At 69.6% G+C, this 18,554-nt stretch carries 14 protein-coding genes; 3 read left to right on the forward strand and 11 right to left on the reverse strand.

Features of this window, described 5'->3' with window-relative positions; translation table 11 throughout:
- Window positions 1-21: 21 nt before the first annotated feature.
- The gene (locus G8A07_RS23160) at window positions 22-321 is read left to right on the forward strand and encodes a hypothetical protein (protein ID WP_195794291.1); all 300 of its coding nucleotides are present in this window, start codon (window positions 22-24) and stop codon (window positions 319-321) included.
- Window positions 322-418: 97 nt separating this feature from the next.
- Here G8A07_RS23160 and G8A07_RS23165 read toward each other — a convergent pair whose 3' ends face one another.
- On the reverse strand, window positions 419-1,234 hold the full coding sequence (locus tag G8A07_RS23165; RefSeq protein WP_249937112.1) for a Sir2 family NAD-dependent protein deacetylase: 816 nt from the start codon (window positions 1,232-1,234) through the stop codon (window positions 419-421).
- 1 nt (window position 1,235) lies between these two features.
- The gene (gene uvrA / locus G8A07_RS23170; RefSeq protein ID WP_195794292.1) at window positions 1,236-6,899 is read right to left on the reverse strand and encodes an excinuclease ABC subunit UvrA; all 5,664 of its coding nucleotides are present in this window, start codon (window positions 6,897-6,899) and stop codon (window positions 1,236-1,238) included.
- Window positions 6,900-7,180: 281 nt separating this feature from the next.
- Here uvrA and G8A07_RS23175 point away from each other — a divergent pair, with 281 nt between their 5' ends.
- Window positions 7,181-7,696, forward strand: coding sequence for a response regulator (locus G8A07_RS23175; RefSeq protein WP_195794293.1), 516 nt, complete (start codon window positions 7,181-7,183; stop codon window positions 7,694-7,696).
- A gap of 4 nt (window positions 7,697-7,700) precedes the next feature.
- On the opposite strand, the gene G8A07_RS23180 is transcribed toward G8A07_RS23175, so the two are convergent.
- Together G8A07_RS23180 and G8A07_RS23185 are read right to left on the reverse strand one after the other, a co-directional pair.
- Window positions 7,701-8,492: an inositol monophosphatase family protein gene (locus tag G8A07_RS23180; protein WP_195794294.1), complete on the reverse strand. Its 792-nt coding sequence runs from the start codon at window positions 8,490-8,492 to the stop codon at window positions 7,701-7,703.
- Window positions 8,493-8,509: 17 nt separating this feature from the next.
- Entirely contained in the window at window positions 8,510-9,316 is an 807-nt protein-coding gene (locus G8A07_RS23185) for a helix-turn-helix transcriptional regulator (protein ID WP_195794295.1), read from the reverse strand.
- Window positions 9,317-9,419: 103 nt separating this feature from the next.
- Here G8A07_RS23185 and G8A07_RS23190 point away from each other — a divergent pair, with 103 nt between their 5' ends.
- The gene (locus G8A07_RS23190; RefSeq protein ID WP_195794296.1) at window positions 9,420-10,994 is read left to right on the forward strand and encodes an MFS transporter; all 1,575 of its coding nucleotides are present in this window, start codon (window positions 9,420-9,422) and stop codon (window positions 10,992-10,994) included.
- Window positions 10,995-10,997: 3 nt separating this feature from the next.
- Here the strand turns inward: G8A07_RS23190 and G8A07_RS23195 are convergent, their stop codons facing one another.
- The 7 genes from G8A07_RS23195 to G8A07_RS23225 all read right to left on the reverse strand — a co-directional run bounded on the left by G8A07_RS23195 (window position 10,998) and on the right by G8A07_RS23225 (window position 18,541).
- A complete protein-coding gene (locus G8A07_RS23195; RefSeq protein WP_195794297.1) occupies window positions 10,998-11,849 on the reverse strand; it encodes an alpha/beta fold hydrolase in 852 nt (283 codons plus the stop codon).
- A complete protein-coding gene (locus G8A07_RS23200) occupies window positions 11,846-12,925 on the reverse strand; it encodes a branched-chain amino acid ABC transporter permease (RefSeq protein WP_195797927.1) in 1,080 nt (359 codons plus the stop codon). The genes G8A07_RS23195 and G8A07_RS23200 overlap by 4 nt, the downstream gene beginning before the upstream one ends.
- 8 nt (window positions 12,926-12,933) lie before the next feature.
- Window positions 12,934-13,953 (reverse strand): branched-chain amino acid ABC transporter permease, encoded by a 1,020-nt coding sequence (locus G8A07_RS23205; RefSeq protein WP_371816388.1) that lies wholly within the window; start codon window positions 13,951-13,953, stop codon window positions 12,934-12,936.
- Between the two features lie 17 nt (window positions 13,954-13,970).
- The gene (locus G8A07_RS23210; RefSeq protein ID WP_195794298.1) at window positions 13,971-14,711 is read right to left on the reverse strand and encodes an ABC transporter ATP-binding protein; all 741 of its coding nucleotides are present in this window, start codon (window positions 14,709-14,711) and stop codon (window positions 13,971-13,973) included.
- Complete coding sequence (locus G8A07_RS23215) at window positions 14,708-15,451, reverse strand: ABC transporter ATP-binding protein (RefSeq protein WP_195794299.1); 744 nt, start codon at window positions 15,449-15,451, stop codon at window positions 14,708-14,710. Before G8A07_RS23215 ends, G8A07_RS23210 begins: the two co-directional genes overlap by 4 nt.
- Window positions 15,452-15,607: 156 nt before the next feature.
- Window positions 15,608-16,834 carry a substrate-binding domain-containing protein gene (locus G8A07_RS23220; RefSeq protein WP_195794300.1) on the reverse strand — a complete coding sequence of 409 codons (1,227 nt, stop codon included), beginning with the start codon at window positions 16,832-16,834 and terminating at the stop codon, window positions 15,608-15,610.
- Between the two features lie 159 nt (window positions 16,835-16,993).
- On the reverse strand, window positions 16,994-18,541 hold the full coding sequence (locus G8A07_RS23225; protein WP_195794301.1) for a methyl-accepting chemotaxis protein: 1,548 nt from the start codon (window positions 18,539-18,541) through the stop codon (window positions 16,994-16,996).
- Window positions 18,542-18,554 lie beyond the last annotated feature (13 nt).

The raw sequence follows: 18,554 nt of genomic DNA on the forward strand, positions 1-18,554 counted from the left end.
CGATGCGCCCCGCGGCCCCTCATGCTTGTCAAAGTCTTCGCCAGTTTTGGTCTGCTGATCTGCCTCGCGCTGGCGGTCCATATGTGCCTGGGCCGGCATCAGCGGCTCTGGCTGGAGACCCGCCTGACCCGCGCCTGGCAGGGCCTGCGCCAGCGCCTGGAGCGCCGCTTCAGCGCCCGCGAGCGCCGCCGCGCCGCCCATGAGGCCGCGCTGGAAGCGATCGAGCGCGCAAAGCGCGGCAGCGGCGGTGGTGGCAATGTCGAAGGCCAATGGGACGGCAACGTCTATCGCCCCAAGCGCTTCGAGAAACCCCCTAAGTAACAGCCCACCCCCTACGCGCTGCGCGCGCCCCCTCAAGGGGGCACGTCCGCAGGACCGGCAAAGCCGGATCCTCGGACGTCGCTGGGTGATACCCCCGTCAGGTCAACAGAACGTCGAGCGCGCGCAGGGCCTCCAGCGCCCCCGCGGCCAGGCCGACATCGCGGCCGCTCGGCACCGTCGACTCGCGCGGGTTGATGCGCAGCAGCCGGCCGTTCAGGCGCTGCAGCACATGCTGGCCGAAGATGCGCACCGAGGGCACGGCGGTGCCGGCCCCCAGCTCGATCACCAGCGGCCGGCGCGCCGCGGCCAGCTGCGGCGCGACGCGCCTCGCCTGCTCGCGTTCGCGCGCGTCGACCCAGGCCTCGTCGCTGAACATCAGCACATTGGGCCGGGCCAGCGCGCCGCAGCGCGGGCATAGCGGCGGCTCGTTCGTCAGCTCGCAGCGGTCCTCGTCCACCGTTGGCTCGAAGTCGTCGGCCGACCAGACCTCGTCGCCGCAGGGCGCGCTGCATTGCAGATGCCGCAGCGAGCCATGGCATTCCCAGATCGCGGCCTCGTCAACGCCGGCGGCCTGGAACTGGCCGTCGACATTGCTGGTGTAGACGATGGCGCCATGGTCGGTGTGCGCGGCCCAGCGCTGCAGGATCGCGAAACCGGCATGGGGTCGGGTCTTGCGATACAGCGCCAGGCGGTGGCCGTAGAAGCCCCAGGCCTGGCGCGGCGCTTCAGCGAAGCGTTGCGGGTTGGCCGCGGCATAGAAGTCGATGCCGGCCCTCGCCAGGGCCGGATAGGCGTTCCAGAAGCCCTCGCGACCGCGGAAGTCCGGCAGGCCGGAATCGACGCCCATGCCGGCGCCGGCCGCGATCACCAGCAGGTCGGCCTGCTCGACCAGCTCGGCCGCATGTTCAAGCAACTCAGAGCGCACGCGCCAAGACCGGTTTCAGCGCCACCCCGGTATGGCTGCCCGAGGCGACCACGGCCTCCGGCGTGCCGGCCACCACCACCGCGCCGCCGGCGCTGCCGCCCTCGGGGCCCATGTCGATGACCCAGTCGGCCTCGGCGATCACGTCCAGGTCATGCTCGATCACGACCACCGAATGCCCGCCCGCGACCAGCCGGTGCAGCACGCGGATCAGCTTCTCGACATCGGCCATGTGCAGGCCCACGGTCGGCTCGTCCAGCACATAGAGCGTGTGCGGCGCCTTCTGGCCGCGGCGCGTGACGTCGTCGCGCACCTTGACCAGCTCGGACACCAGCTTGATGCGCTGCGCCTCGCCGCCCGAGAGGGTCGGGCTGGGCTGGCCCAGGGTCAGGTAGCCCAGGCCCACGTCCTTCAAAAGCTGCAGCGGATGCGCGATGTTCGGCATCGAGGCGAAGAACTCCACCGCCTCGTCGACCTCCATCGCCAGCACGTCGCCGATGCTTTTTCCCCGCCAGCTGACGCCCAGGGTCTCCGGGTTGAAGCGCTGGCCATGGCATTGGTCGCACAGCACCTTGACGTCCGGCAGGAAACTCATCTCGATGGTCTTCATGCCCTGGCCCTCGCAGCCGGGGCAGCGGCCCTCGCCGGTGTTGAAGCTGAAGCGGCCCGGCGCATAGCCGCGCGCCTTCGATTCCAGGGTCTCGGCGAACAGCTTGCGGATCGCATCCCAGAAGCCGATATAGGTGGCCGGGCAGCTGCGCGGGGTCTTGCCGATCGGCGTCTGGTCCACCTCCAGCACGCGGTCCACCTGCTTGTGGCCCGTGATGCCGGCGGCGCCGACCCATTGGCTCGGATCCTTGCGCAGCGGCACGGCCATTGCCATATTGGCGAGCAGCACGTCGCGCGCCAGGGTACTCTTGCCCGAGCCCGAGACGCCGGTGATCGCCACCAGCCGGTGCAGCGGCACATCCACCGTCACGTTCTTCAGGTTGTGCAGCTCGGCGGCCAGCACGGTCAGCTTCGGCGCATCGGGCTCGATGGCTCGGCGCTCCTGCAGCGGGTGCAGCAGGGGCCAGGCCAGGAAGCGGCCGGTCAGGGAATCCGCGTGCAGCGCCAGCTCGGCCGCCGTGCCCTGCGCCACCACCGTGCCGCCGCGCTTGCCGGCGCCGGGGCCGATGTCGATGATGTGGTCGGCGCGGCGGATCGTGTCCTCGTCATGCTCGACCACCACCAGAGTGTTCCCCTTGTCGCCCAGCGTGCCGAGCGCCTTCAGCAGGATCTGGTTGTCGCGCGGATGCAGGCCGATGGTCGGCTCGTCCAGCACATAGCAGACGCCCTGCAGATTCGAGCCGAGCTGGGCCGCCAGGCGGATGCGCTGGGCCTCGCCGCCCGAGAGCGTCGGCGCCGCGCGGTCCAGGGTCAGATAGCCCAGGCCCACCTCCTCCAGGAACTCCAGCCGACCGCGGATCTCGCTGACCACATCGCGCGCGATGTCGGCATCGCGGCCGACGAGCCGCAGGCCCTCGATCCAGGCCCGCGCCTCGCCGACGCTCCAGGACGCCACCGTGCTGATCGCCTGATCCTCGAAGCTGACCGAGCGCGCCGTCGGGTTCAGCCGTGCGCCATGGCAATCCGGGCAGGGCCGGTCGGCCAGGCCCTCGACCTCGGCCTCCTCGGACGGGAAGGCCTGCTCACGGCCGCGGTTGTCCTTGTCCTGCTGCGAATCGTCCAGCGCTTTGCGCTGCTCGCGGGTCAGGGCAAGACCCGTCCCCACGCAGCCGGCGCACCAGCCATGCTTGCTGTTGTAGCTGAACATGCGCGGATCCAGCTCCGGATAGCTGGTGCCGCAGGCCGGGCAGGCACGCTTGGTCGAGAACACCTTGACCTGGCCAATCGCCGCGGTGCTGCGGCCGGCCTTGATCGCATCCTGCAGCCCGTCCAGGGGGCTTAAGCAGTGCAGCACGCCCTTGCCATGGTCCAGGGCCTTGGCGAGCAGCTCGCGCAGCTCGGGCTCCTTGTCGGCGCTGATGACCAGATCGCCGACCGGCAGCTCCAGGGTGTGCTCCTTGAAGCGGTCCAGGCGCGGCCAGGGCGCGGTCGGCAGGAACTCGCCGTCGACGCGCAGATGGCTGTGGCCGCGCGCCTTGGCCCATTTGGCCAGGTCGGTGTAGAGGCCCTTGCGGTTCACCACCAGCGGCGCCAGCAGGCCGACATGCCGGCCCTTGTAGTCGCGCAGCAGCTGGGCCGCGATCGACTCGACGCTCTGCGGCTTCACCGGCGTGCCGTCATGGATGCAATGCTGCACGCCCAGCTTCACATAGAGCAGGCGCAGGAAATGCCAGACCTCGGTGGTGGTCGCCACAGTGCTCTTGCGGCCGCCGCGCGACAGGCGCTGCTCGATCGCCACCGTTGGCGGGATGCCCCAGACCGCGTCCACCTCGGGCCGGCCGGCCGGCTGCACGATGGAGCGGGCATAGGCGTTCAGCGATTCCAGGTAGCGACGCTGGCCCTCGTTGAACAGGATGTCGAAGGCCAGGGTCGACTTGCCCGAGCCCGAGACGCCGGTGATCACATTGAACTTGCCGCGCGGGATCGAGACATCGACCGACTTCAGGTTGTGCTCGCGCGCGTTGACGATGCGGATCGCATCCTCGGCGGCGGCGCGGCGGGCGCGCACGATGCTCTGCAGCGGGCGCCCCTCCTCCACCGGCATCGCCGGGCGGTCCATATGCTGCGCATATTCGCGCAGCGCCGCCGCGGTGTGCGAGCGCGGATGCTCCTTCAGCTCCTCCGGCGTGCCGACCGCGACGATCTCGCCGCCGTCCTCGCCGCCCTCGGGGCCGAGGTCGATCAGCCAGTCGGCCGCGCGGATCACATCCAGGTTGTGCTCGATCAGGATCAGCGAGTGGCCGGCCGACAGCAGCTTGCGCAGCGCGCGCATCAGCTTGGCGATGTCGTCGAAATGCAGGCCGGTGGTCGGCTCGTCGAACAGGAACAGCGTGCCCTTCTTCGCCACCGCCTGGCGGGTCTTGCTGGCGCTGGTGGCCGCCTCGGCCAGGAAGCCGGCCAGCTTCAGGCGCTGCGCCTCGCCGCCCGACAGGGTCGGCACCGGCTGGCCCAGCTTGATGTATTCCAGGCCGACATCGACGATGGGCTGCAGCTTGGCCACCACCTCGCGGTCGTCCCTGAACAGCGACACCGCCTCGCTGACCGTCAGCTCCAACACATCGGCCACGCTGAGCTCACGATCAAAGCGCGACAGCTTCACATCCAGCAGCTCGGCCCGGTAGCGGCGCCCGTCGCAATCGGGGCAGCGCAGGTAGACGTCGGAGAGGAACTGCATCTCCACATGCTCGAAACCCGAGCCGCCGCAGGTCGGGCAGCGGCCGTCACCGGCGTTGAAGCTGAACATGCCGGCGCCGTAGCTGCGCTCCCGGGCCAGCGGCGCATCGGCGAACAGCTTGCGGATCTCGTCGAAGGCACCGACATAGCTGGCCGGATTCGAGCGTGCGGTCTTGCCGATCGGCGACTGGTCGACGAACACCGCGTCGGCCAGATGGTCCGCGCCCAGCAGGCGGTCATGCACGCCCGGCGCCTCGGTGGCCTGGCCGAAATGGCGCGCCAGCGCCGGATAGAGCACGTCCTGCATCAGGGTGCTCTTGCCCGAGCCGGAGACACCGGTGACCACCACCATGCGCTGCAGCGGGAACTCGACGCTGACGTTCCTCAGGTTGTGCTCGCGCGCGCCCTCCAGGATCAGCTTGGGCGTGCCGGCCTCGACCACACGCTTGATGCCCATGCCCACATGCTTGCGCGCGCCCAGGTAGGCGCCGGTCAGGGTGTCGGCGCTGCGGATCTGCTCCGGCGTGCCGTCGAACACGATCGCGCCGCCCTTCTCGCCCGGGCCCGGGCCCATGTCGATCAGGCGGTCGGCGGCCAGCATCACCGCCGGGTCATGCTCGACCACGACCAGGGTGTTGCCGGCGTCGCGCAGGCGCTGCATCGCCTGCACGATGCGGTTCATGTCGCGCGGATGCAGGCCGATGCTGGGCTCGTCCAGCACGAACAGGGTGTTGACCAGCGAGGTGCCCAGGGCCGTGGTCAGGTTGATGCGCTGCACCTCGCCGCCGGACAGGGTGCGGCTCTGGCGGTCCAGGGTCAGGTAGCCGATGCCGACATCGCAGAGGTACTTGAGCCGGTTGCGGATCTCGTCCAGCAGCAGCTTCAGCGCCTCGTCCAGCATGGTGCTGGGCAGCTGCAGCTCGTCGACGAAGCGGCGCAGCCGATGCAGCGGCAGCTGCATCATGTCGTGCAGCGCCAGGCCCGGCAGCGCCTCCAACTGCGCGCGACTCCAGGCCACGCCCTCGGGCATCACCCGCTCGGCAGGCGGCAGCACCGCGTCGGCCAGTTCCTTGGCGCCGACACGCCACAGCAGCGCCTCGGTCTTCAGCCGCGCGCCGTTGCAGGTGCCGCAGGTGGTGTAGCTGCGGTACTTGGACAAGAGCACGCGGATGTGCATCTTGTAGGCCTTGCTCTCCAGGTAGTCGAAGAAGCGCTTGACCCCGTACCACTGCTTGTTCCAGTTGCCGTTCCAGGCCGGGCTGCCGTTGACCACCCAGTCACGCTGGGCCTGGGTCAGCTGGTTCCAGGCGGTGTCGCGCGGGATGCCGGCCTCGCCGGCGTACTTCATCAGGTCGTCCTGGCATTCCTTCCAGGCCGGCGTCTGCATCGGCTTGATCGCGCCGCCGCGCAGGGTCTTCTTCTCGTCGGGGATCACCAGGCCCAGGTCGACGCCGATCACGCGGCCGAAGCCGCGGCAGGTCTCGCAGGCGCCCATCGCCGAGTTGAAGGAGAACAGCGCCGGCTGCGGGTCCTGGTAGCGCAGGTCGCTGTCGGGGCAATGCAGGCCGGTCGAGTAGCGCCACAGCTCGGGCTCGGGGCCTTCCTCGGCCGGCAGCACGTAGACATTGAGCCGGCCGCTACCGCGCTTCAGCGCCAGCTCGATCGCCTCCATCGCGCGCTGCTTGTCGGCGCCCTGGATGCGAAAGCGGTCCGCCACCACGTCCAGCAGCTTGCGCGGGCCGGTCGGTGTGCCGACCTCGCGTTCGGCCTGGATGCGGGTAAAGCCGCTGGCCGACAGCCATTGCTGCACCTGCTCGGCGCTGGTGCCGGCCGGCAATTCAACTGGAAAGGTGAGTATCAGCCTGGGATCATTTGTAGCCGTTCTTTGCAGAAGTTCGGCGTAAATCGTCTGCGCCGTGTCGTGGCGCACCGCCTGCGCGGTCTGCTTGTCGAACAATCCGGCGGCGCGCGCGAACAGCAGCTTCAGGTGATCGTTCAGCTCGGTCATCGTGCCGACGGTCGAACGGCTGGTGCGCACCGGGTTGGTCTGGTCGATCGCGATCGCCGGCGGCACGCCGTCCACCTTGTCCACCGCCGGCCGGTCCATGCGGTCCAGGAACTGGCGGGCATAGGCCGAGAAGGTCTCGACATAGCGGCGCTGCCCCTCGGCGTAGAGGGTATCGAACACCAGGCTGGACTTGCCGGAGCCGCTGGGGCCGGTGACCACGGTCAGCTCCCCGGTCCTGAGATCCAGGTCCAGGTTCTTCAGATTGTGTTGACGCGCGCCGCGGATGCGGATCTGACCTTCGGACATTGCTGACGGGGCCTCGGGAAAGCAGGACCGGACATTCTAGGGAGCCGCGGGCGCCATTCCTGTCAGCAGGGCGACTGCGCTGGATCAATCCCGCTGTCAAGGCCCTTCTGAGGGGAAACGCGCGCCGTTGCACTGGCGCCGCGCCCGGGCAACAATTGACCCCGCGGTCGCTTCCCTGGGCAAGAGTCATGTCAAGGGCCCCCGGGGCGAGCCGATCGTGACAGGGAACGCACCGGGTCACCCGCCGCCCACGCCCGGGACAGGATCACAGAGGCCCAAGAATGATGACGACACAGACCCTCACCCCCTTCAACGGCCCGCCCCTGCGGGCCCAGCCCGGCGAGAACGCGCCAGGCCATGCCGCCGTGGCCGGCGCCGCCCCCGGCGGCGAGCCGCTGGACGAGGCGGTCAAGCCGACCGTGCTGCTGGTCGAGGACAACCATATCAACCAGGTGGTGGCGCTGGAGTTCCTGTCGCTGATGGGCGTGCACAGCCGCCTGGCCAAGAACGGGCTGGAAGCGGTGTCGCTGTGCCTGGAGGCCGCGCCGGACCTGGTGCTGATGGACATCCAGATGCCCGGCATGGACGGTCTGGAATGCGCGCGCCGCCTGCGCGAGCTGCAGCGCGAGGGCCAACTGCCCGCCTTCCCGATCCTGGCCCTGACCGCCCATGCGCTGGAGGCCGATGTGGTCGCCAGCCTGGACGCCGGCATGGACGAGCACCTGACCAAGCCGCTGGACTTTGTCGCGCTGCGCGCGCGGCTGGGGCGCTGGCTGAAGCTGCCGGGCCTGAACTGAATCGTCATCGCCAGGCGGCGATCGCTTCCTCCCAAATTGCCGGGCTGCGCGCCACCAGCAGACCCGTTCGAGGGTCGCTGGCGCGATAGGGTTCACGATCCAGCCGCGCCGCGCGGCCGCCGGCTTCCTCGATGAACAGCGTGCCGGGCGCATGGTCCCAGGCCAGGGTGCGCCAGTACAGCACCGCGTCATAGTCACCCGCCGCCAGCGCCGGATATTCGGCGCCGGCGCAATTGACACCCGGCAGTATCTCGATGTCTCGCCAGGCCGCCATGCGTGCCTTCTCGGCCTCGGGCAGGAAGCGCGTCTTGACGATGGTGCGGCGCAGGCCTGCGCCTGCAGCGTCGATGCGCAGGCGTTCGCCGTCGCGCCACGCGCCGCCGCCCCGCTGGGCCCGGTGCAGCACGCCGGACAGCGGATCAAGCATCCAGGCTGCCACCGTCTCGCCATGCTCCAGCAGCGCCACCATCGAGGACAGCGGCTCGCGCCCGGCGATGAAGTTGTTGGTACCGTCCAGCGGATCGACCAGCCAGACCCGGCCCTCGTCCAGCCGGTCCAGCAGCTGCGGCGTCGCCGCGCATTGCTCCTCGCCCACCACCACCGAGCCCGGCAGCAGCGCGCGCAGCGCCGGCGTCAGCCGGGCCTCGACCTCGCGGTCGACGACCGTGACCCATTCGCCCGGCGACTTCTCGATCGCCTCGCCCGCCGACAGGCGGCGAAAGCGCGGCGCGATCAGGGTGGTGGCGGTGTCGCGCAGCAGCGCGGCGACATGGTCGAGCAGGGAGTCGGTGTGCATCGGGGCATGTTAGGCCCTCAGGCGGAGCACCCCTCGGCATCGGCAAAGTACAGCACCATCCGCAGATGCCGGTGCTCGTCAACGATCAAGGTCTCGTGCCGGAACGCCCGCGGCTCGCCCTCGGCATCAAGCAGCAAGGCGACGCCGCGCCGCGCCAGCTCGCCGGTGCTGGCGTCCCAGATGCGCCGAAAGCCGGGCGAGAGGTCCGCCAGCTCCCGCACCAGGGCGCGCATCGCCGGGTCCTCGGGCGCCACCGCGAAGTCGTAGCGGAACTGGGCCAGCAGCCTGGGCGTCTCCTCGCTCCAGGCGGGCAGCCGCCGCCGCAGCGCGGGGTCGGCGAAGATCATCCGCAGCAGGTTGCGCGCCTCGCGCTCCCGCGCGGCGAAGCCGAACAGCGCGTCGCTGCCCGCGTTCCAGGCCACCACATCCCAGCGCAGGTTCAGCACATAGGCCGGCCGGCGCAGCTCGTCCAGCAGCAGCTGGATCGCGGGGGTGACCGAGCCGCCCTGATGCGCCTCCGGCGGCGGCGGCCGCCCATGTGCCAGCAGGAAGAGGTGGCTGCATTCGGCATCGCCCAGCTTGAGCGCATGGGCCACGCCGAGCAGGAACTTCTCCGAGACCTGGATGTCGCGCCCCTGCTCGAACCAGGTGTACCAGGTCAGGCCCACGCCGGCCAGGGCCGCGACCTCCTCGCGCCGCAGGCCCGGCGTGCGGCGCCGCCCGGTGCCGGGCAGGCCGACATCGGCGGGCGTCAGGCGCTGGCGCTGCCGGATCAGGAACTCGGCCAGTTCGTCGCGGGTGCGATGGAGGCTTCGATCATTCATCGCTGTTGCTGCCAGTAATAGGATAAGTGCTTAAATTGTCATGGCATAAGACTCTCATGAAGATCGGGGCTCCGCAACCCACGGCACCGCCCCCGGCTTCACCATGACCCATCTCCAGGCCCCCATCACCGCCCCCGCATCGGGCGGCGACCACCGCGCCGCCCAGGCCTCCGGACGCGCGGGGCCGCGCGCCTGGGCCGGCCTGGCCCTGCTGTCCCTGCCCACCATCATGCTGGGCATGGACCTGACCCTGCTGCACCTGACCCTGCCGGCCCTGGCGCGCGATCTGCAGGCGACGACGACGCAGGCGCTGTGGATCATGGACGCCTACGGCTTCCTGATCGCGGGCTTCCTGATCACGATGGGCACGCTCGGCGACCGCATCGGGCGGCGCAGGCTGCTGCTGCTGGGCGCCGGGGCCTTCGCGCTGGCCTCGGTGCTGGCGGCCTGCGCGACCAGCGCCGGCATGCTGATCGCGGCACGCGCGGCGCTGGGCATCGCCGGCGCCACGCTGATGCCCTCGACCCTGGCATTGATCAGCAACCTCTTCGTCGATCCGCGCGAGCGCGCGCTGGGCATCGGCATCTGGGTCACGATGTGGGGCATCGGCTATGCGCTGGGGCCGGTCGTCGGCGGCCTGCTGACGGAGGCGTTCTGGTGGGGCGCGGCCTTCCTGGTCGCGGTGCCGGTGGTCCTGCTGCTGCTGGTCCTGGCGCCCTGGCTGCTGCCCGAGTACCGCGCGCCGCGCGCCGAGCGGCTGGACCTGCTCAGCGTCGGGCTGTCGCTGGCGGCCATCCTGCCGGTGATCTACGGCATCAAGCAGCTCGCCAAGGCCGGCCCGGCGCCGCTGGCCATCGCCGCCATCGGCATCGGCCTGCTGTTCGCCCTGCTCTTCGTCCGGCGCCAGCGCCGCCTGGCCGATCCGCTGCTGGATCTGAGCCTGTTCGCCAACCGGGCGTTCTCGGTCGCGCTGGTCGTGCTGCTGGTCGGGCTGATCGCCGTCGGCGGTGCGATGCTGCTGGTCGCCCAGTATCTGCAGCTGATCGCCGGCCACTCGCCCGCGGCCGCCGGGCTCTGGATGGGCCTGGCCGCGCTGGCGATGATCGCCGGCGGGCTCGGGTCCTCGCTGCTGGCCCGCCTGGTCCGGCCGGGCTTCGTGGTGGCGGGGTCGCTCGCGCTGTCGGCGCTCGGCTATCTGCTGTTCATGCGGCTGGGCAGCGGCGACGCGTCCGGTGTAAGCGCGGCGATCGCCGGGCTGGCGCTGGCCTATCTGGGCAATGGCGCGATCGCCGCACTGGGCACGGATCTGGTGGTCGGCGCCGCCCCGCCCGAGAAGGCGGGATCGGCCTCCGCGATGACCGAGATGGTGCAGGACCTCGGCGTGTCGCTGGGCATCGCCCTGCTCGGCAGCCTCGCCGGCGCGGTCTACCAGCACCGGCTGTCGGACCATCTTCCTGACGGCCTGGATGAGGGCTTGCGCAGTGCGGTGCTCGACAGCCTGTGGGCGGCCCAGTCGGTCGCGCCGGAGCTGCCCGCCGGGCTGCTGGAGCAGGCGCGCCAGGCCTTCGTCGCCGGCTTCGGCGGCGCGGCCCTCCTCAGCGCCGCGAGCGTCGCGCTGCTGGCCCTGCTGTCGTCCGTCACGCTGCGGCAGGTCGGCCGCGACGCCAAGACAGCCTGATCCTCAGGCCCCGTCCAGGAAGCGCTCCACCAGCCCCAGCTGCTCCGGCACGTTCAGCCCCGGCGCATGGCCGCAGCCGGCGATGGTCGCGATCACCGCGCGCGGGCCGCGCACGCGCATCGCCTCGGCGGTCTCGGCCAGCAGCAGGTCGGAATCCTCGCCGCGCAGACACAGCACCGGCAGGTCCAGGCCGTCCCAGGCGTCCCAGAGCTCGTAGTCCTGCGGGTGGTCGATGAACTGGCGCACCATCGCCGGGTCGTAATGCGGCGTGACGCGGCCATCGGGCAGGCGCCGCACCGAGCTTTCGGTCAGCGCGCGCCATTGCACATCGCTGAACCAGCCATAGGGCTTGTAGATCTGGCGGAAATACTGCTCCAGCTCGCTCACCGTGTCGAAGGCAGCCGGTGCGCCGGCATAGCTGCGGATGCGCTCGATCGCCGGCGCGGCCAGGGCCGGCCCGATGTCGTTCAGCACCAGGCGGCGGATGCGCCCGCGCAGCGGCCCGGCCGCGGCCCGCATGCCGATCGCGCCGCCCATCGAGGTGCCGACCCAGTGGAAGCGCTCCAGGCCCAGCTGGTCGACCAGCGCTGTGGCCAGCCGGGCATAGAAGGCCAGGCAGTATTCCTCGGCCGGCACGGGGCTCCATTGCGACAGGCCGCGGCCCAGGGTGTCGGGCGCGATCACGCGGTAGCGGCCACCACCCGACAGATGCCGGGCGAGCTCGTCCATGTCGCGGCCGGTGCGCGCCAGGCCATGCCAGGCGATCACGGTCTGCGGCGCCCGCGCGTCGCCCCAGTCCATGTAATGGATCTCGCGGCCCTCGCAGCGCAGGTATTGGGAACTCGCCTGTGTCATCGCCCTTGCTCCTTCTCCGATCGCGCCTGGCGGAGGCGCCCCACGATGCCGCTGGGGAAGTGATAGACCGCCAGCACGAACAGCAGGCCCAGCCAGAGCAGCCAGCGCTCCGGCGCGATCAGCTGCGACAGCAGCGGCACGCCCTCGACGGCCACCGCGCCCAGCTTCATCAGGTCCTGCAGATAGCTCTGCGCCAGCACGAACAGCACCGAGCCGAGCACCGCGCCGTAGATCGTGCCCATGCCGCCGATCACGACGATCAAGAGGATGTCCAGCATGATCTCGAAGGACAGCGAGGTGTCCGGCCCGTTGTAGCGCAGCCAGAGCGCCAGCAGCGCGCCGGCCACCGTGGCGAACAGCGCGGCCAGCACGTTGGAGAGCGTGCGATAGACCACGGTGCGGTAGCCGATCGCCTCGGCGCGGAAGTCGTTCTCGCGGATCGCCTGCAGCACGCGGCCGAAGGGCGAGTTGACGATGCGCAGCATCAGCAGCACCAGGGCGAGCGCGGCGAAGAACAGCAGGTAATAGGCCGCAAAGCGCCCGTCGATGCTGGCACCGAGAAACGGCTCTTCCAGGAACTCGGTGCCGGGCTGCAGCAGCTCGGGCACCTTGAAGTTCAGCCCATCCTCGCCGCCGGTGAAGTCGGACAGCTGCGAGGCCAGGGTCAGGAAGGCCGAGGCCACCGCCAGGGTGATCATCGCGAAGAAGATCGCCTTGACCCGCAGGCTGAACAGGCCGATCACCAGCGACAGCCCGAGCGAGACGATCAGTGCGCCGGCAAGACCTGTCCCCACGGCCGCCCAGCCCTCGCCCATGCGGGTGCTGGCGATCGCGATGCCATAGGCACCGATGCCGAAGAACATCGTGTGCGCGAAGCTGACGATGCCGGTATAGCCCAGGAGCAGGTCGTAGCTGGCCACCAGCACGACGAAGATCAGGATCTTGGCCGCGACATTGAGCGCCTTGGTCCCGGGAAAGAGGAAGGGCGTGAAGGCCAGGCCCAGCAGCACGGCCAGCAGCAGCGCGGCCAGCAGCTTGCTGCGCGGCAGGTCGTGGGAGAGCAGCGACTTGAGCATGGTGGCCATCAGCGATTGGTGACGGGGTACAGGCCCTGCGGGCGCCACAAGAGGATGGCGACCATCAGCCCGATGTTGGAGAACAGCGCCACCTTGGGCGCGAGGAAGCCGGTGTAGTTGGCCATCAGCCCCACCAGCAGCGCGCCGACGAAGCAGCCCAGGGTCGAGCCCAGGCCGCCGATGATGATGACGATGAAGATCAGGGTGTTGACCTGGGCGCCGATCTGCGGGATCACGCTCTGCTGGTACAGGCCCCACAGCACGCCGCCGAGCCCGGCCAGCGCCGAACCACCGACGAACACGCCGACAAACAGGCGGCGGATGCGGTAGCCCAGGCTCTCGACCATCTCGCGGTCCTGCACGCCGGCGCGGATCAGGAGCCCTAATTTGGTACGGTTTAAGAGCCACAGCAGGCCGGCAAACACGACGAGGCCGACCAGCACCGCCAGCAGGCGGAACTTCTCGACCGCCACGTCGCCGAACAGCAAGGCACCGCGCAGGCCTTCGGGCAGCGGCAGCGCGATCATCTGCGCGCCCCAGATCAGCTTGATCAGTTCCTCGCCGATGATCATGCCGCCCATCGTGATCAGGATCTGCTTCAGATGCATGCCGTAGACCGGCCGCACCATCACGCGCTCGAAGGCCAGGCCCACGGCCCCGGCGACCGCCATGCCGACCAGGCAGGCCACGGCCACCGCGAACAGATTGCTCAGCAGCGCCGGGCTGGCGGTGAAGCCCGACATCGCGCCCAGCACCGTGGTGGCCATGAAGGCGCCCAGGGCGATGAACACGCCATGACCGAAGTTCAGGACGTCCATCAGCCCGAACACCAGGGTCAGGCCGGAGGCGATCACGAAGATGATCAGGCCCATCGCCAGCCCGGCCAGGGTCAGGGTGGCCCAGCTGCTGGCGCTGCCGATCAGGGGCAGCGCGGCCAACGCCAGGCCGGCGAGCAGCAGCAACGGGATCGCGTCGAAGCGTGCCTTGGGCATGGCGGCGGCGGACACCGGTACGGGCGTAGGGGGCATCGTGGTGCTATACATCATCATTGGTGGGCTGCCAGCGACAGGCCCAGCAGGCGCTGCTGCAGGCCATCGTCCTCGGCCAGTTCGGCCATCGCGCCGGCATGCACGACCCGGCCGTCGTCCATCACCGCGACCCGGTCGCCCAAGGCCTTGGCGACCATGAAGTTCTGCTCGACCAGCAGCACCGTGGTGCCGCCCGCGCGCTTGAGCTCGCGCAGCGCCTCGACCAGGTTCAGGATGATGGCCGGCGCCAGGCCCTTGCTGGGCTCGTCGATCAGCAGCAGGCGGCGCGGCTCGACCATCGCGCGGGCGATCGCCAGCATCTGCTTCTGGCCGCCGCTGAGCTTGCCGGCCGGATGCAGCCAGAAGGTCTTCAAGGCCGGGAACAGGCCGAACAGCCAGTCCAGCCGCGCGGTGTCGATCTCGGCTATCGAGCGCGCGCGGCGCGCCGCCAGCAGCAGGTTCTCGCGCACCGTCAGGTCGCCGAAGATGCCCATGTTCTCCGGCACATAGGCGATGCCGCGCTGCGCGATCTCGGGCGTCGCCACCGCGGCGATGTCCTGACCGTCGAAGCGCAGCCGGCCCTGACCGGCCTTCCACAGGCCCATGATGGTCCGCAGGGTCGTGGTCTTGCCGGCGCCATTGCGGCCCAGCAGCATCGTCAGCTGGCTCTCGGGCACTTCGAGATCCACGCCATGCAGGATGTGATACGCGCCGATATGGGTGTGCACCCCTTCAAGGCTCAGCAAGGTCTGGCTCATGCCGCCACCCCGAGATAGGCGTTCTGCACCACGGGCGAGGCGATCACCGTGGCCGGTTCGCCGTCGGCCACCAGCTGGCCCATGTGCAGCACGATGATGCGGTCGGCCAGCTCGCGCACCACGTCCATCTTGTGCTCGACCAGCAGGATGGTGTGGCGGCCTTCGGCCTTCAGCTCGCGGATCAGGTCCAGGATCACCGGCACCTCGTCGACACTCATACCGGCGGTCGGCTCGTCGAACATATAGACCTTGGGCCGCAGCGCGATCAGCAGCGCCACCTCGAGCTTGCGCTGGTCGCCATGCGGCAGGCTGGCCGCCGGGGCGTCGATGCGGGCCGAGAGCCGCACCCGCTCGACGATGGCGCGCGCCTCGTCCAGCAGCTCGCGGTGCTGCAGCCAGACCGACAGGAAGTCCAGCCCCTGGCCGCGCCGCGCCTGCACCGCCAGCCGCACGTTCTCCAGCACCGACAGGTTCGGGAACAGCTGGGTCAGCTGGAACGCCCGCCCCAGGCCGCGGCGCGTGCGCTGCGGCGCCGACAGCGGGGTCAGGTCATGCCCATCGAGCGAGACCGAACCGGCGCTGGCGCGCAGCTGGCCCGAGATCAGGTTGAAGTAGGTCGTCTTGCCGGCCCCGTTGGGCCCGACGATGGCGGTCAGGGTGCCCGGCGCAAACGAGCAGGACACGCGGTCGACGGCCACATGACCACCAAACCTTATTGTGAGATCGCGGGTTTCAAGCATGACGAAGAACTCAGCGAAGTAGCACGGCCCGAGGCGTAGCGAGCGGACGGAAGACTAGGCGCGGGGGGATCAGCGAACCGGAGCGACCTTCCTGGTCGTGAGGATTCGCGGAAGGACCCGCAACGACGGATTACGTTCGCGCAGTAGCCGGCGCACTCAACGACGGTTGCGAACGGGCACCTGCATTTCTTCTGGCTTGATCTCGCGAATCAACTCAGGCACGCCCCAGGGGAAGGCCGGATCCACCTTGATCTTGAAGTGGTACATCGCCTGCATCGCCTGGTGGTCCTCGGCGCGGAAGGTCATGCGGCCCTTGGGCGTCTCGAAGCTCATGCCCTCCATCGCCTTGATCAGCCGGGGCGTGTTGGTGTCGCCGCTGGTCTTCTTCAGCGCCTCCACCACCGCGATCGCCGCGCTCATGCCGCCGGCGGTGAAGAAGTCGGGCGGGGTCTTGTGCTGCTTGTAATGGTTGGCGACCAGCCATTCGTTGGCCGGGTTCTTCGGGATGCCGAAGTAGTAATAAGTCGCGCCCTCCATGCCAGGGAAGGCCTTGTAGTTCACCATCGCCGGCATGATGTTGCCGCCGGTGGCGATCTCGATGCCGTAGCGCTTCAGATCCAGGTCGGCGATCTTGAACGGATTGCCGGCGCCGGCCCAGATGATGAAGATCAGCTTGCGGCCCGGCTGGTCCTTCAGCTTGTCGATCAGGCGCTGGGCGCCGGCGGTGAAGTCGGTGGTCGTGGTCGGCAGGTATTCCTCATGCACGATCCTGGCCTTCTTGATCGCGTCCTTGAAGGCCTTCACGCCGTCGCGCCCGAAGGCATAGTCCTGCGCCAGGGTGGCGATCGTGACGCCCGGCTTGTCCAGCGCCACCGCATTGGCGATCGCATCCTGGCTGGAGTTGCGGCCGGTGCGGAAGATGTACTTGTTCCACTTGTCGCCGGTGATCGAATCGGCCACGGCCGGCTCCACCAGCAGGATCTTCTTGTATTCCTCGGCCACCGGCAGCAGGGCCAGCGCGACGCCGGAGCTGCTGGGCCCGACGGCCAGGTCGGCCTTGTCGTCGCCATAGGCGGTGGCCAGCAGGCTCTTGCCCACATCGGGCTTGCCCTGGTCGTCCTTCTCGATCACGACGAGCTTCTTGCCCGCCACGACAAAAGTGCCGCCGGTCGCATAGTCCAGGCCCATCATGAAGCCGATCTGGGTCTGCTTGCCGTAGGCCTCCAACGGCCCGGTCTTGCTGTAGACATGGGCGATGCGGATCTCGCCCTGAGCCAGCGCGGCAGCGCCAGCCAGCAGGCCGCCGAGAGCCAGGCACAGGGTCCGGCTCCAGCGCGGCAGGAATGAAGGGAATGTTGACGACGAGTGCGAACGCTGCTTCATCGGGCTTGTCTCCTGGGTTTGGGGCGGTCTTGCTGCCACCCATGCCCGCAGTCAACGCAAGGCCCATGCCCGCCCGAAATCGGGGCCCGATGCCTGGAAATGGCTGCTTCGATCCGTCCGGATTCCGGGCATTGCCTGAATTTCGGACAGTGGCACGCCTCAGACCGTCTGAATCTTGAACACCGCCACCGTCGCGCCCAGGCTCTGCGCCTGCTGCTTCAGCGCCTCGGCGGCGGCCGCGGTCTGCTCCACCAGGGCGGCGTTCTGCTGGGTCATGCTGTCCAGCTGGGTGACGGCCTGGTTGATCTGCGCGATGCCATCGGACTGGCCGGCGCTGGCCTGGCTGATCTCGCCGACCGTGGTGGTGACGCGCTGCACCGCGCCGAGGATGTCGTCCATCGAGGCGCCGGCGCGGCTGACCTGCTGGCTACCGGCATTGACCCGCTCGACCGAGTCCATGATCAGGCGCTTGATCTCCTTGGCCGCCTCGGCGCTGCGCTGGGCCAGGGCCCGCACCTCGCCGGCCACCACCGCGAAACCGCGGCCCTGCTCGCCGGCGCGCGCCGCTTCCACCGCCGCGTTCAAGGCCAGGATATTGGTCTGGAAGGCCACGCCGTCGATCACCGAGATGATGTCCGAGATCTTGCGGCTGGCATCGGCGATGCCGTCCATCGTGCGCACCACCTCCTCCATCACCGCCGCGCCGGCGCGCGCCTGGCCGGCGGCGCTGTCGGCCAGCGCATTGGTCTGGTCGGCGGCCTGGGCCGAATGGCGCACCTGCTGGGTCAGCTCCTGCATCGAGGCCGCGGTCTGCTGCAGATTGGCGGCCGCCTGCTCGGTGCGCGAGGACAGGTCCTGGCTGCCCAGCGCCACCTCGCTGGAGGCATGGCCGATCGATTCGGTGGCGCTGCGGATCGCGCCGACCAGCTCGGTCAGCCGGCCCTGCATCGCCGCCACCTCGCGCAGCACCAGGCCCAGCTCGTCGGCGCGGCCGGTGTCGATGCGCTGGCGCAGGTCGCCCGCCGCCACCGCCGCCATCAGCTCGCGCATCGAGCTCAGGCGCCGGCGCAGGCCGCGCACGAAGATCTCGACCCCGCCCAGCGCCAGCAGGCCGGCCAGCAGCACCAGGCCCAGGCTGATCTGCGCATCGCGCCGCGCCACCGCCTTGACGTCATCCACATAGACGCCCGAGCCGATCACCCAGCCCCAGGGCGCGAAGCCCTGCACATAGGAGCGCTTGGGCTCCGGATCCTTGGAGCCGGGCTTGGGCCAGAGGTAGTCGACATAGCCGGCGCCGCTGGCCTTGACCACGTCGACGAACTCGACGAACAGGCGCTTGCCGTCCGGGTCCTTGTTCTGGCCCAGGTCCTGGCCATTCAGCTCGGGCCGGATCGGGTGCATCACCATGCGCGGGCCCATGTCGTTGATCCACAGGTACTCGTTGCCCGAGTAGCGGATCTTGCCGACCGCGGCCGCCGCGGCGGCCTTGGCCTCGGCCTCGCTCATCGCGCCGCTCTTGGCCTTGTCATGGAACTCGCGCACGAGGCGCTCGCCCGCCTTGACCTGCTCGACCGTGGTCAGCATCTTCACCGCCAGCAGACTGCCGGAGGCACGGTAGGTCAGCAGCAGCACCAGCACGACAAAGCCCGCCAGCACCAGCACGACGGCCAGGCGCAGACGCGTGGCCAGCATCAGGTTCCCCAACATGTGAAGTCTCCTC

Source organism: Roseateles sp. DAIF2 (assembly GCF_015624425.1).
In the GTDB taxonomy this organism is placed as follows: Bacteria; Pseudomonadota; Gammaproteobacteria; order Burkholderiales; family Burkholderiaceae_C; genus Kinneretia.